The 14,633-nt window shown below is 54.8% G+C and carries 13 protein-coding genes; 1 reads left to right on the top strand and 12 read right to left on the bottom strand.

The genetic code is table 11. The annotated features are described in order from the left end of the window. The 8 genes from RE6C_RS10175 to RE6C_RS30210 all read right to left on the bottom strand — a co-directional run. A partial coding sequence (locus RE6C_RS10175; protein WP_039961742.1) for a DUF1501 domain-containing protein occupies positions 1-1,293 on the bottom strand: 1,293 nt, incomplete at its 3' end. A 77-nt stretch (positions 1,294-1,370) separates the two neighbouring features. After that, the gene (locus RE6C_RS10170; RefSeq protein WP_236618085.1) at positions 1,371-4,019 is read right to left on the bottom strand and encodes a DUF1549 and DUF1553 domain-containing protein; all 2,649 of its coding nucleotides are present in this window, start codon (positions 4,017-4,019) and stop codon (positions 1,371-1,373) included. A 424-nt stretch (positions 4,020-4,443) separates the two neighbouring features. Further along, a complete protein-coding gene (locus tag RE6C_RS10165; RefSeq protein ID WP_008656293.1) occupies positions 4,444-6,402 on the bottom strand; it encodes a glucuronate isomerase in 1,959 nt (652 codons plus the stop codon). Between the two features lie 113 nt (positions 6,403-6,515). Continuing rightward, positions 6,516-7,601 (bottom strand): site-2 protease family protein, encoded by a 1,086-nt coding sequence (locus RE6C_RS10160; protein ID WP_008656292.1) that lies wholly within the window; start codon positions 7,599-7,601, stop codon positions 6,516-6,518. A gap of 3 nt (positions 7,602-7,604) precedes the next feature. After that, the gene (gene panD, locus RE6C_RS10155) at positions 7,605-8,072 is read right to left on the bottom strand and encodes an aspartate 1-decarboxylase (RefSeq protein WP_039961745.1); all 468 of its coding nucleotides are present in this window, start codon (positions 8,070-8,072) and stop codon (positions 7,605-7,607) included. 4 nt (positions 8,073-8,076) lie between these two features. Further along, entirely contained in the window at positions 8,077-8,451 is a 375-nt protein-coding gene (locus tag RE6C_RS10150) for a response regulator (protein ID WP_008656289.1), read from the bottom strand. A 199-nt stretch (positions 8,452-8,650) separates the two neighbouring features. After that, positions 8,651-8,914 (bottom strand): hypothetical protein, encoded by a 264-nt coding sequence (locus tag RE6C_RS10145; protein WP_236618084.1) that lies wholly within the window; start codon positions 8,912-8,914, stop codon positions 8,651-8,653. Between the two features lie 217 nt (positions 8,915-9,131). Continuing rightward, a complete protein-coding gene (locus RE6C_RS30210; protein ID WP_081605618.1) occupies positions 9,132-9,380 on the bottom strand; it encodes a sigma factor-like helix-turn-helix DNA-binding protein in 249 nt (82 codons plus the stop codon). 270 nt (positions 9,381-9,650) lie between these two features. Between RE6C_RS30210 and RE6C_RS10140 the strand changes: the two genes are divergently transcribed. Then, entirely contained in the window at positions 9,651-9,833 is a 183-nt protein-coding gene (locus RE6C_RS10140) for a hypothetical protein (RefSeq protein ID WP_008656285.1), read from the top strand. Positions 9,834-10,388: 555 nt separating this feature from the next. Here the strand turns inward: RE6C_RS10140 and RE6C_RS10135 are convergent. The 4 genes from RE6C_RS10135 to RE6C_RS10105 form a co-directional block, all read right to left on the bottom strand. Next, complete coding sequence (locus tag RE6C_RS10135) at positions 10,389-10,913, bottom strand: hypothetical protein (protein WP_236618083.1); 525 nt, start codon at positions 10,911-10,913, stop codon at positions 10,389-10,391. A gap of 596 nt (positions 10,914-11,509) precedes the next feature. Next, complete coding sequence (locus RE6C_RS10125) at positions 11,510-12,079, bottom strand: DUF4272 domain-containing protein (protein ID WP_008656278.1); 570 nt, start codon at positions 12,077-12,079, stop codon at positions 11,510-11,512. 12 nt (positions 12,080-12,091) lie between these two features. Continuing rightward, positions 12,092-12,916 carry an IS5 family transposase gene (locus tag RE6C_RS10120; protein ID WP_008656277.1) on the bottom strand — a complete coding sequence of 275 codons (825 nt, stop codon included), beginning with the start codon at positions 12,914-12,916 and terminating at the stop codon, positions 12,092-12,094. Positions 12,917-14,193: 1,277 nt separating this feature from the next. Beyond that, on the bottom strand, positions 14,194-14,550 hold the full coding sequence (locus RE6C_RS10105) for a hypothetical protein (protein ID WP_008656267.1): 357 nt from the start codon (positions 14,548-14,550) through the stop codon (positions 14,194-14,196). Positions 14,551-14,633 lie beyond the last annotated feature (83 nt).

Here is a 14,633-nt window from a genome sequence, read left to right as displayed (position 1 = left end):
ACCGTCGCGAACCAAGGTGATGGGGCGTCCGGTTTCGCTTTCGAATTCCATTGTGGGATCGATTCCCAAGTTGCGATAGAAACTGGCCGCGACATCATCGGGTGTGATCGCTTCGTGTCGCGGACCTGAGGCGGTGTCGTCGCTCTCTCCGATCACCTGGCCACCACGCACATTGCCACCTGCCATCAGCATGAACATGCAACGTGGGTAGTGGTCTCGACCCCCTTCAGCACTTCGGTCATTGATCTTTGGCGTGCGGCCAAATTCACCGGTGACGAAGACCGCTGTGGAGTCGAGAAGTCCGCGCTGTTCCAATCCAATCAACAGGCCGCTGAGTCCCGAATCCAATTTTGGAAGCTGTTGTTCCTTCAGCTTGGTGAAGTTGTCTTGGTGCGTATCCCATCCACCCAATTGCAGCGACACAAAGCGCACGTCGGATTCGATCAGACGCAATGCAAGCAGGCAGCTTTGACTGAAGGCATCGTCCGCGAATTGCTTTCGCATGCTTTCCGGTTCGCGTGAGATATCGAAGGCTTCGCGGGCCCGTGATGACGTGATCATCGCATAGGCTTGTTCGCCGAAGCGGTCCAATCCTTGAAGCAACGACTCGTTCTTCTCGATGGAGGCGAATCGACGATCCAGTTTCTTGAGAAGGCTCTGACGGCGTGTGACTTCGTCGATGGACACGTTGCCCGGCAGTGCAATTCCGCGTACCGAGAATGGTTTGTTGGGTGCCGGAGTTGACTTCGTTTCCAGAGCCGCATGTTGGATACCCAAGAATCCAGCACCGTGGGACGCTTTCGGGATCGCGACGTGGTTGGGGATGTCATGATCACCAGGGCGTTCTCGCGTCATCACGGCGCCATAGCTGGGGTATTCCAGTGACGGGATGGGACGTGTGCCGCAGGCGATGTATTCCCGCCCCAGTTGGTGAGCGGCGAGTGTGTGGCTTACACCCCGAAGGATTGCAAATTTGTCGGCGACCTGAGCCAGTTTTGGCAAGTGTTCGCTGATTTGAACACCAGGAACGTTTGTTGGAATGGGTTTGAACGACCCACGAACTTCATCGCTCGCATTGGGTTTGGGATCGAACGTGTCGATGTGCGAAGGGCCGCCATTGAGCTCGATGAAGATGGCTCGTTTAGCACCGCTCGGCAACACACGACCGGCTTCTTCCGCTCGGAGCAACGAGGGCAGCGACATCCCAGGCAAGGCAACCGCACCCAAACCCAATGTTCCCGCACGAAGGAAATCGCGGCGAACGATTCCATCACATGTTCGATGAAGTTTCATTTGGAAGTTCCTGATTAAGAAAACGCTGGGTGCGAGATTGAGGTTGGACGGGGCCGCGGGTCACGCGTTGGAAGGTGTCAGTGCGTGATGATGAATTCTTTGGTATTGACCAATGCCCACATCAGTGATTCGATGCCGACTTTGGGGGAATCCGATTCAGCGATGAATTGAAGCGAAGTCTCGCGTTCATCCGCGTCGGGGAAACGAGACAGGGTTCGCAGATAGGCGTCATTGACGACCTGCTCCATCGAAGTGTCTGTTTTCGATTCCTGTTCCGTTTCGACTCGAGTCAATTCCCATCCGTTTGGATCATCGAGTAAGTCGGCTAGCTTTGGCGAATCAAATCCGTATTGGCTCAGTTTGTCTTGAACTCGTTTGTATTCACCGCGGATTCGATCTTGGTTGGCACGCCGTTGTTTCGGAGCCATTTTTTTGTATCGCTTGATCTTCGCAACGGTCTGGTTTCGGAATTGCTCGGCGCGACGTAGGACTTGCGGATCCACTCCCGCATCACCGGACTCGAGACCAAGTGATTTCATTGTTTGATTGACCCAGCCATCTTTCGATCCAAGTTGGCGATACATTTCGAAGTCGTTTCGCAAATAGATCGACTGAAGCAAACTGGGCGAATCACTCCGGTCGCAATCGCAATTGCTTTCCCGTTCCGACTGACCGAACACTTGGAGAGCGAAACTTCGGTTGTTGCGGTTCTGAGTGACTCCGTTGGCAATTGCCATTTTCTCCATTTCGCCTCGCATGCGATCCGCTTCTTTGCTGGACTGGGTCGCGAGCAACACAGCATCGTGGATCACTTCGGCGGGCAGTCGTCGTGGAACGTGGCGGGCAAAGTTATGGTCGTCATGTTCATTGCTGGCGTTGGTGTCCATGCTTCGCTGATACGCATCGCTGGTTGTGATCTCGCGAGAGAGCCGCTTCAAGTCATAGCCGCTGTGAATGAAACCTCTGGCAAGTTCGTCAAGCAATTCGGCGTTGCTGGGAGCATTGGCAAGGTTCATGTCGTCGGTGGGATTGATGATGCCGATGCCGAAGTAGTTCGCCCAAACACGATTGACGATTGCTTTGGCGAAGTATGGATTGTCGCCTTGGCGAAGCCAGTCCATCAGGTCGCCTCGAGGATCACGGTCCAGTGAAACCGAGTTCGCCTGACCCAAAATGAAGCCTTCCGGAATGCTCACCTGAGCAGCATTGGGATTCTTCTTCGCCCTGGCTTTCGCACGTCGCTTTTGAGCTTGTATCGCCGAGTCGTTGTAGACCAGCTCTGGGAATGGAACGGTTTCACCTTTCGCGGCGGCCTTGTAAATTTTGCGACGTAGGTCGCCGTTGCGAAGCTTCTCTTCGCCGGTGATTTTCGAGATCAACTCGTCTCGGTCGGCTCTCGAATCTCGAGCGACGGTGTTGGGGCGAGCTTCAATGCTTTTGAAGAGCATTGCGAACTGGTCAAAGTCATCTTTGGACCATTGATCAAAGGGGTGTTTGTGGCACTGAGCACATTCGATTCGGATTCCAAGGAACGAGTAAGCGAATCCAATCGCTCGTTCTTCCGGTTTTTGAAAGTTGCGACGAGCCCAGTACAGCGGCATACCAGAGCGTTCCGCGAATTGCGATTCGTTGCCCGGGCGGCAAGCTTGCGTCATCGATTCGCAGTATTGAAGGTAGGACTCGTCTTCCTCGCGGTTGTCAGCCATGACGATGCCTTCCACGATTTGGTCGTAAGGCAAGTTGTCTTCTAGTCGGACACGCAACCATTCGTACCAGAGTCGTGAAGCTGAACCGCGAATTGGCAACGCATTGTTCAGTTGCTCATCGCTGTTGCCTGTCCAATCCGCGAGTCGGGTCGCCCACCAAGCCGCGTAGCCAGGCGAGTCGAGCAGTTCGTCAATCAAACGTTCCCGTTTGTCCAAGCGAGTGTCAGCCAAGAACGCACGAACGTCCGCGGCGGCGGGAAGCGTGCCGGTGATGTCCAAGCTGGCCCTGCGAATGAAGTCGGAATCATTGCAGAGTCCTGATGGGGTGATGCCCAGCTTGTCGAGTTTGACTTGAATCAGTTGATCGATTCGATGATCGGAAGGAGTCGGGGAAGGGATGGAATCCGTCGCCACGACACGACGAATGACAGGGACCGGAACGACTGCACGGTCGTACGCGATCACGACATGGGTGTCGCCGGTTTCGCCGGAGGAGACCAAGCCGTTTTCATCAATGGCGGCAATCGCGTCATCGTTGGTCGTGAACCGGCACAGGTCGGTGACGTCTTCACTGGTGCCATCCGCCCAATGCGCGATCGCGGTTAGCGTGACCGTCTGCGATTCGTCTTGGAACTGAATCTCGGACGGTTGAATCTCAAGCCGATCGAGCTCATCGACTTTTTGTTTGTCGAATTTGGCTCCCGCGGCGATCCAGTTGCGAAGCGTGTTGTATTGCCAGCTGCCCTCGTCCAAACGCTTGCCTCCCTCATGCATATCCGCATCGGTTGGTTTGGCCAGGATCAGACTCTCGGCGACATCTTCGGTATCAACTCGGCCGGTATCCGGATCGAGCAGTGCCGCATGGTCGGCTCGAAAGTCATACCCGAACAATGAGAGTTGAAAGTCACCACGGCCTTGGAAGGATCCATGGCAAGCTCGCCCATTGCATCCCAGGCGGCCAAGCAACGGTGTGACGTGGCGTTGGAAGTTTGGGATTTCCTCGGACGTCCCATCGGACATGCGAATCGAAAGCGGCTGAACGACGTTTCGATCCGAGCCGCTTGTCGTAGAAGCCGTCGATGGAGCGGGAGATTCAGCCCAGGAGACATTGGCGATGACCGCGAAAATCAAAACGGATCCGCAAATCGCCGGGAGGCGGAATGCCAAATTCAAGCTTCGTGTACGTCGCACCACAGTTTCTCCCTCAGGACACCAGCGTTGCCGCTTCATCGCGGACAACATCGCTATTCACAGCATTGAACGCGCGTCGATCACCAAAGTACCGTCCGGAAGAACGCAAATGGGGTAAGAAACCCGAGATTCACGCTTCTTAGCGGGTGCGAATTGAGCGGTCGAGTGGTTTTGTGGTGTCTTGAGGAACCTTGGGCGAACCGCGCGGCCAGCCTGTGTGGCGCGCGGCGATCTCACCGAGCTGCGGAGGCGATCAGGATTCCTTGGCGGGTTCGTCGTCGTCGCTCAGGAAGTCGAGGTCGAACTCTTCCAATTCCTCAACGGTCTCAGCCGTTGGATCGGTTCGTTCAGCGGGAGACTCGTCGCCGCTGGCCGCGATGTTTTCGCTTTCCGTGATGATGATGTCGTCGTCATCGCTATCGCTGACCGGCAGCGTGAACTCGCCGGTGTTCGGGTCAGATTCCAACTGCAACGAATCATCGTCAGGACTGAAGGACGATTCGCCGCGAAGCTGGGTGATTGGCTCACTCGGGGATTCGTCATCCAGAAGATTGCCAGCATCAAGTGGTTCATCATCGACCAAACTATCCAGCTGTTCGGCCGACGTTTCGCTTGCGGCCTTATCATCGAGCAGTTCGACATCATCGACGCCGAGTTCTTGGACTTCTTCGTCGGCTGGCAGGGCGTCGACGTCCAGTGATTCCAGTTCGTTGGAATCGGTCTCGGCCTGTTGAGGCTCCTCAACCGCTGGGGTGGAACCGAAGTCCAACACTTCAGTGACCCCGGCGACGGCGGTTGCGACACCGAGTGCACCGAGCGATTCGACACCAGTGGATGGAGAGTCAGCGTCCTCACCAGATGCTTCTTCGGATGAAGGATTCGTTGCGCCCTTAGGTAGAGGGAAAATCTCTTCGACGTTGTCGCGAAGCACTTTGCGTCCGAGTTCAACGGCCCGCTCGACTGACCATCCTCGGTCGCTGACAAACTGGTCGGCCAAAACTCCGCTGAGCACTTTGCGGTACATGTCGAACTTTGGCCAAATGAATTCCAGCTTGTACGCGTCGCTGTAGTAGCCGATCTGTTTGGTTTGAGGAACCGCTTCGAGTCGTGCGGCAGCATCGCGAGCGATGAACGATGGCGTGTTGCTGTACCACCAGTGGCCGTTGGTGATCACGTTGGGAAAAATCCATGCGTAGCTGACCAATTCTTGATTGGTAACGCTGGCCAAGACGGAAACGGGGAATTTCACGTTCGGGAACGAGTTGAACAGTTCGCGATACTGAATCAGTGAGACTCGCGAGTCATAAAGGTCTTGTCCCTGGAAAACGCCCTCGGGATAGACTTGGCGATTGACACCGATCATCAAATCGAACGGCAGGCCAAACTCGTCGCAAAGTTCAGCGAGCGTCCAGAATACACGTCGAGCCAAAGCATCTCGGTGCGATGCATCTGCGGAGATACCTTGTTGAAGAACAGCGTTGAGTGCCGTGGATGCTCGACCATCACCAACAGGAGTCGGCGTGAAGGTTGGTGGGATCGAAATGGCACACGCACGGGCGCCGCGACTGACGAAGTGCTCAAAGCGTTGCTTTAGGCTGGAACGAAGGCTTTCGAGGCTGCCGTCCAGTTCGATTCCTGTGCATGCCGCCAATCGGCCGCGAACTTCAGGTTTCGCGAGGTGGAAAACCAAGTCGTCGGTGCGAAGGCATGGGATGTAGGTTTCGGTGTCAAAACCTTCCAAAGCATCGTCAAAGTCGTTGGTCAAAAAGACCGCTTGGACGTTGCTTTGGTCGAGCACCGTTTCGGACCACTGCGCCGACGCCATGATCGATTCGCTGCGATCGTAAAGTGCTTCCCAATTGTTCAGGTGCAGTCGATCTTCTTCGAAGCCAAAGAACGTGCGGCAAATTTCGATCAACCAACTGTACTGGGCCGTGTTCTCGAGCGGTTGCAAACCACCCACTAAACGTTCGACGAGTTCTTTCGGGCCGATCGCCTTGTCTTCGATCTGCGACTTCGGCATTCCCGCCGAGTGCGCCAGTTCGGTGTAGTAGTGGTAACCAAGCACATCGGCCAGCGTGGTGGATGCCGGCGAATGCGGATTGATGTGCGAGTGCGGGTCAATCAACCGAATCGACGTCAACGCTTCGTAAATTTCGGATTTCGGTCCGTTGGCAACGCTGGACGAGTCTGACATGGTGGCGGCATTCATGAGTGGCGAAATTCAATCGCACCAGGATACTCACTGATGCCCCGTGGATCGACCGTGGTATGTAACAACCTCGGATGGTATCCAGCAAAATTCCTCTTCAGAATCGCTGCAACTCAAAACACGAGCGAAGTCGATGCCAGCAGCTCGGTGAACGCGGGCAAGATGATCTGAGATCCTTTGTCGAGACCCGTCTCGTTTGCAAAGGTCTCGAGTCGATCGAACTCGCCGACAGCGGGGTCATGCCAGCGATGAAGTGACCAAATCCACCATCCAAAAAGCGTGCTCACCATGACAGTGCCAAGATAAACCAGCCCAACAATTCGCGATGCAAGCGGGGTGGGCGGTGGCGCGATTAACGACTCGTAGAGTTGCAGCACCAGCGACGCCTTTTGGGGCGGCGCGAGAGCGCGGAGAGCGGTTTCATCGATGGCGGAGGCGATCGTTTCAATCGCCGCCTCGGGAACCCCACTCTCGGTAGGCGTTGGAATCTCGTCCTCGCTCAGTCGACGGCTCAGCCAGCAAGTTCGGTAAGTCAGTGGCATGGTGAACAGCAATGGAAAGATCAATAGCAGCAGCAGCGGCTCGCCAATTGAAATCCCAAGTCCAGCGATCACCAGCATCGTCAGCACACGACCAAAAACTTCTCGCCAGGGCGATGGCCTGGCAAAGGTGGACTGCACGATTCTGCCACCGTCCAGCGGCAGCAAAGGAAGCAGGTTCATCCAGTTTAGCAACAGGCCCAATCCGCCTAACTCAAGCAGCCAAGGATGACTGCTGTTCATCAACAGAATCGGTACCGCCGAAACGGAGGCGTTTGCGTCGGAATTGCCCGCTGATGCGATCAGCAACAACACCATGGAAATCGCGATGCCCGGCAAAGGGCCCGCGAAGTACACAATGGCCTTCTTCCAACGCGGGATCCGAATCGGTTGGCCACTGACAGCGGCACCGAGCATAGGCACGAACACCATTCGAATGTTTCGGTACCCGAACGCTCGCATGGCAACGAAGTGGCCGCCTTCGTGTAGGAGCAAGATGCCGACCAGCATCAATACCAACCGAAGGTCCCACCACAGCAGGCCCACCGCAACAAACAGAGCGAGTGAGGCGAGCAAGACGAGAGTTTGGCGTCGCCAGTCGTTGGACTGAGCTTCCTTCGCTCGGACCGCAGCGACGAGCGAAACGCCCGAACCGGACATGCTCTAGCAACCTTCAGCGAGCGGTTGTCCGTCAGGCGTCATTTCAGTGGAGCGAACCAGGTGTGTGTCATCGGAATCGGATCGCAGGTTGGGACCGGCGACCTCGGGACCGATGTGGGACAACTGATTGTTGTCGTCAACAAAGATCAATCGCGGCTTGTGCGTCGCCGCGTCAGCTTCGGGAACCATGGCGTAGGCTGCCAAGATCACATGGTCGCCGGGACGAATCAGGTGAGCGGCGGCGCCGTTGGCACACACGTCGTTGGAATTTGGGAGCCCTTCGATCGCGTACGTTTCCAGTCGCGTGCCTCGAGTCACGTTCCAAACATGCAGCGATTCGTAGGGGTGAATCTTCGCAGCGACCAACAGTTCCGGGGGAACGGTCAAGCTGCCTTCGTAGTTCACGTCTGCACCAGTCACCGTCGCGCGGTGAATCTTGGCCGCCAGCATTTTTCGATAAGGTCTGTCCACCAACTCAGTCCACCAGGTAGGGCTTCAGTTGTTCGATTGTTTTGTCCGAACCGATTTCCAATTTTCCAAAACCTCGCTCGGCCCCTTCGCTCATGGCCGCTTCTTGATGTTCGTCGTAATTGGTGACCAGCATCACGGGCACTTTGGCCAGATCAGGATCGGATTTGATTTGTTTGATCACATCCAAACCATCCGTGTAGTCGCGATCGAGTTTTCGATTGACCGTCACGAGGTCCACATTGCGCTTCTTCAACAATTCGATCGTGTCCTCGGCACCGTGGGTCTGCAACACCGCAGCGTCAAAGTGTGAGGTCACCATTTGACGAATGGCATTGAAATCAGGACCACAATTGCCGCAGTCGACTAGGGTTTTCGCCATCGGATGAAACTTCTCCGTCGAGGGGGTTCCAGGAAGTTGCCTGGGAACGATCGAACCGAAACATTCTGGTGTAACCGCGCCAGCATGAATCAACAAGGTGCAAGAGTCGTAACTGCCGAGAGCAACGATCGCGCCAGTTTCGCTGAAAATCGATCTGTTGGACCCGGGACGGGAGGAATCTGGCCCCGCAAAACGGGCTTCACCGAGTCAGTTCGTGATTTTGGATCCAACGTTGCATATCGGCATGAATCTGCGAAGGCGTGCGATTATCGCTCAGCGATGGGGAGGAGGCGATTGAAAGCTCTTTCGCCAACATTCTCAGTGCCATCGCGTGCAGTTGGCTCAGCAAATGGTCGCGTTCTGCGACAGCTTGTCGCAAATCGGCTTTGGTCGCTCGAGACTCAGGTGGTGCCGGTGCACCTTCGATCAAGAATTTCTCAATCCAGTCTCGGTCGGGATCCATCGGGCGTTTGCAACTTCGGCAGGATTTGACCATGTGCGTTGTTTCAGCCATTGGACAGAAAGTCCACCTGGCTGGTTTGACGTGGAAGGAATAGCTCGTATGGAAAACCGCGATCGCCACAGGGTCCACCCTCGTCGCGGCAGTTCAAAACACGATCCCATGTGCCTTGACGAAGTCTAGCACGTTCGATCAACGAAGCCGACGTTGTTGCGATGATTCAGGCGTCGAGCTGGTGCGACTCGTTCGAGCGGTTTCTTCGGTAGCCGATCAGGTTACCGCGGCGGTCGTGCTCGAAACGACAGCAATCAAATAGCACCTGTCTAAGTTTGGACCTGCCTTGCTGGACGTGTGAGTTGGCACTGGACGACAAAGGTCCCTGCTTGTCCGCGATTTCTTGTTGGAATAGTCCCTGGATTTCATTCAGTTCGACTGCTTCACGTTGCCCGACAGGAAGTTGGGCTAGCATCTTGGGTACCCCGATTCACATGGTTCGTCGATTGTGCCCCGTGTGGCGTGAAGAGCAGGAAGACACCAACAATTTTCGTCACCATAGACTTGCGACGATTCTGATTTTGTCCAGCAGTCAGCAAATCTCTTTGCAAGCGTTTCAGTCCAGTACATCCGGTCGATGTCTCCGTAATTTGTCGGCACATCACCCGTGATTGACCACCCAGGAATGACGCCTGAACTCAGATCGAGAAGCAGGTGGCATGTTGCAGGTGTCCAGCCGATCGAGATGGCGTGCGGCCGCATCCATCGAGTCGCGATCAGCGACAGTCGCATCATGGATGTCAATTCGGAAACGGTGGCTGTGATCATCCGCAACATGATGGTCCATGAGCAGACTTACCAGGAGTGCCGTGATGCGATGCTGCATCGACGCAAACGCCAACTCGCAACGAACAAGTCCGCTGCCTGATACCAAATCTCCAAAATCCCACCTCAAAAGCCTGCCTATAAGAAGTGTCTTTTTGTGATGAGCATTCGACTCCTACTCGGTTCGTTGATCTCCGGATCGATGCTTACCTGAGGAGTCGGCTTGCCCGAGTCAATTCGCCCGGAACCATGCGTAGATGCCACCTCGTTGAGTTCGCTCAGCCTGACAGTCGGCACGTTGCATTGATTAGGAGCCCTGACTTGGCAGCAAGCGGAATCGTATCCGATAGATAGTGCTTCACCGATTGAGTGAAGGCATCGTGACACGCTCGCGGTGGGACCCCACGAAGGAATGTATCGAGGTGCAATCGCAAACGAAAAGAACGATCTGCAACTAACCCGAACCAAAGATCCATCCATCACGGATCGACACGTCAACCAAACAGAAACCCGGTCACCAACCCAAGCACCGGAGCAGGTGTGAAGCTACCGCTCCCGACCAACCAAGCCAAAAAAGATCAAAACAATTCATTCCCGCTAAACTCTTTCAGGAACGCATGGTTCTGTCCTGTCTCGATAGTTTGAAACGTGAAAGTGCCTATGGATTTTGGTTCTCTGCGCTAAGGTCGGCCATCTTCTTCGGATTCATCCTTTGGACGGTCAGCATTTTCATGTCAATGTCGTCGTTGGACATGTCCATCCGAGCGATCATCAAAGTGTCCCCGTTGGGGTGAGTGTACATTTTCCGATCGATGGAATTCATGTTGATTCCCATTTTTGCCTGCATCTCCTTTTCGGCCTCGCCCATGCTATCGCTTGGCCGTTCTTCGGTCGGCGTGAAGCCAGCCTTCTTCGCGATTGGGTCAACAATGTCAACAACTGTTTTGATCGGTCCATCGTACTGATATGACGCAGAATTCATCGCGTCCATTTGCATCGCCTGAAAGCGTTTGCCAATTGCATTGTCGACAGCAATCAGCAGTGCATCAAAATCAAGACTCTCGGATGGAGATTCCTTGCTTGCAGCCGAAGGATTCCCAGCGGTTGTAGAGTTAGTTTCGGATGTGCAGCCGCCAGCAAAGATGATGCTAAGCAGCAAGAGGTATCGTATCGGGCGAATCATGGTTGACGTCGATTCAATAGAGAGGTTCAACATACTTCAGACAGAACGGTACCCGTCACTGGGGCGGGAAAGTTGATTGTTCATTTGTGAAACTACGCAAGCCCGGCTCCGGTGCACGGTATGGTGACCCGTCGTCTGAGTCGTCACTGGACCCAGCCGTGGAGGATGGCGAATATGGATTCAGGAGATCAAATGAGGGATTCGATCTGCCAGTTGTAGAAACCACGACTGAATCAGCCAACCCAAGGCGTCGTGCGACCGACCATCCAGCGAGGACGCCGCCGATCACCGCAAAGATCGAGTGGCCCGGATTGACGAAAAACGCAGCCAGTAGGCCAATCAGTGCTCCGAAGCCAACGAATGCCGATGCAAATCGACCGGCGTGACGTTTGGCGACTTCGCCTCTGGTTGTGAGAAGATGCACGATGTGTGTGGTCGCCGCAAAAAGTGCAGCGAATATGACGCAGCCGATGAGTTCAGCAGTAGTCATGCTTGGGGGTCAAATTTCAGTCGGGTAACGGCGGTCGTAACCGGGTCCGCGCGGTTGACATTGATCTAGTAAAACGCCGGATCGCGGACTCCGGTTCACGACATGGTTACGTGTCTGTTGGTACGTTGTCCCAGCCTGCAGCGCGTCCCCATCCCACAATCCAGCTCGCAGCGTATCTACGCTCAAAAACGATCCCAGGATCGAGTTCTTCGGGCATTGGCTTCTGAAACAACTGTGCGTCGCGGACACGCCAATGTTGATGGTACAGGAATGCTTCGGCTTCGTTGATCTCTTCGATAGGACGTAGTTCAGCGGAAGACACAAATTCGCCTGGTCGCGTGAGAATCTCATTTAAGTCGTCAATTTGCGACCAATCGATCTGAACGTTCAACGGCGGAAGTTCAGGCAGCCGCCACACGGACCAAAGCAATGGAACCATCGCTTCAGCACGCCAGCTAAAGGTCGTAATGTCCTGTGTCGTCGGATTCGCTTTGTCGAAGAATTCGCGTTCCGCGTCTGAGAACTCGTCGGCAATCGAGTTTGAGGTGACCCAGTCTTTGAGTGCCTCCGGATTCTCGTTGTGCGCGTGATCCACTATTGCAATCAGAGCGAGTGTGCGTCGAGCGATTTCGGCGGCAGTGCGTGGAATCAGATCGACGTCGCTAGATTCGGCCATGTGATTTAGAACCTATCCGAGAACCCCGATTCTACTGTAGACAAAATAGGCCAGAGCGATGTGTAGCCCAGCAAGATGGTTTTGAGTTTTCTTATCCCATCGTATTAGGATCGCTCGGAAGCGATTGAGCCATCCATGCGTGCGTTCAACAACCCAACGCCTCGGCCGTTCGCCGGAGGTTCGGTCCAGTTCACGTTTCTCTTCCCCGCGGCTTCGGACATGGGCCGTGTACTGATAGAGCGAGACAATCATGTCACGTATCGCAGCTGAATCGTAGGCCTTGTCCAGACAAAGATGTTCTTCCTCATTCACCTCACTGACAGCTCGCTCGATGCTATCCTCGATCGTTTGCTGAAGAAGCTTCGTATCATGCACGTTTGCTCCGGCAACAGCCAATCCGATCGGAACACCACCACCGTCGGTTTGCAGCGAACGCTTGGTGCCCAGTTTTCCCCGATCGGTAGGGTTTTTACCGGTATCTTCGCCTCCAAGCGGGGCTTTCGTCATCGCACCATCGACCGATTGCCACTCGCGATCGAGCCCGATCAATTCGTCATAAATTTCGACAGCCAAGCTCCACAACTGATCGAAAATTCCCAGCTCAGCCCATTGCTGGAAGTAGTCATGGGCGGTGCTGCCGGGAGCCAATTCTGGTGGAATGGCGTTCCATTGGCATCCGGTTCGCAAGCGATAGAAAATCGCGTCGGCGACGCCCCGAAGATTGGCACGCGGTCGCCCACCCTTTGGACTGGCTGGGTAGTCTGGAAGAAGTTCTTCCATCTGCTCCCACAATTCATCTGGCATGCGATAATCATCAAAACTGCGTTGCCCATCCATGGCGGGCCCTCCTTGGGTTTGAGTACCTGTGAAATACCAACTCGAGGATGGTCCGCTCTTTTCATGCCAACTAGGTTTTCGGATAGGTTCTTAAGCTAGCTTCGTACACGTAACGGTGGACATCACGGGGAACGGACTAAAGACTTTCCACTTCAAAAAACGCGCAAGCCGTTCTCCCGTGCATGTCATGGTTCTGGCTCTTGGTGGCGGGTACCGACTCAGCCAGACCGAAACGGTCGCCCCGCCAAATAGCATACCAGCGCATCAACAATTGCGCAATCATACAGCCTGGGAAATCGATGTTCCTTCACTACGAAACGTACATGATCTCTTGGACGCACTTTAGATTCAGCCCGACGCCGAAGACCATCCACAACGCGATCCACACAACAGAACGCAGTTTAGCGTTTGGCCATGTTCGAACGGCGTACCACATTCCAACACCGCAAGCCAAGATCCAAGCAAGCGCCAGAAGCAGAAACCATTGAGGATCAGCGGGTCCAAGGTTCCCGCGACGTGACGCCACTACAAGCACGTAGTTCGCGGCGAAAAGTGCAATTGGCGATATGGCAACGAGCACGGAACGGTTGCTCGATGTGCGGTTACTCGCCGGAGTGTTTGACGATGGCGATTCGTATGGATTCAATTAATTGCGTAACTCTCAATCTCAGCCAGAACGACCGCGATAACCGAGTCGCGGCGGTTGATTTCCCATTGTCAAAAGCGACGACTCCGCGACTTCGGTTCATCGCATGGTTCGCCGTTCACGCATTGTATCACGGTGGGCGGTACGGATTGCCATCATCGGTTGCACGGTTTAGTCGCTGTCGCTCTGAGTCTTTGTTGTGTTCTCGGTGCAAACGCAATCGGACGTTTCCGTGAACCCAGCCAGCAGCGAGGCCAATCAGCAAACCGAAACTCGCGAACGTAAGCGAAGGTGGTGCCGGGATGCGCGGTGCGGGACCGAACCAGAAAAGTGCAAGGAGGCCGCAACTAATATACGTCCCACCGATCCACTCTGGAATGAATTGTCCATGGACACGTTTCGTTTCGTTGGCCCTACCGTTGAACCAGTGAACAACTCGGCCAATCGCCCAAAGCATGGAACCACCCATCAACACTGTTTGCAGTTCCTTTAGTGTTTGTGGATCGAGCAAAGATGGAAGTCGGGTCAGTTGTTGAATGCGTCAGTCGGAGAACGGTACCCGTCACCGAGGACGGACGATTGATTTTCCATTTGTTAAACCGCGCAAGCCGTCCTTCGGTGCACGGGGTGGTTACCCGCGATCAGAAGCGCGAACCGCATCCGACAATTCGATTTTGCCTTCGATCCATCGTATGTCGAGTTGCTTGCCCTGCTCGTTCGGGTCGTATCTCTCCACGTCCAATGCATGATCGATTACACGTCGCACCAGTCGGTTGGTCACAATCAATTGGTCGCCTATCGAAACCCGACAATGCTCTCCATGCGGCACCATTGTCTCGTGATACCCAAAGCTGCAAGTGATTGTCGGTCCAATGTTGTTCGCAGGCCAAATGGTGACAGGTATGTATCCATCGTTGCCGCTTGCGCGCCAACGGTACTCGACATCGCGGACGACGATTCGATTCGAGTTCTTTGCGTTACGAGCCATCTGTGTGCCAAGGCAAGCAGGTGTGAGTCATGTCAGATCAGTCGGGTAACGGTAGGGTTCAGCGGGGCCGCGCGAGCGACTCG

The sequence above is a fragment of the Rhodopirellula europaea 6C genome, from assembly GCF_000338295.1.
Taxonomy (GTDB): domain Bacteria; phylum Planctomycetota; class Planctomycetia; order Pirellulales; family Pirellulaceae; genus Rhodopirellula; species Rhodopirellula europaea.
This window is presented reverse-complemented; position numbering and strand designations above follow the sequence as displayed.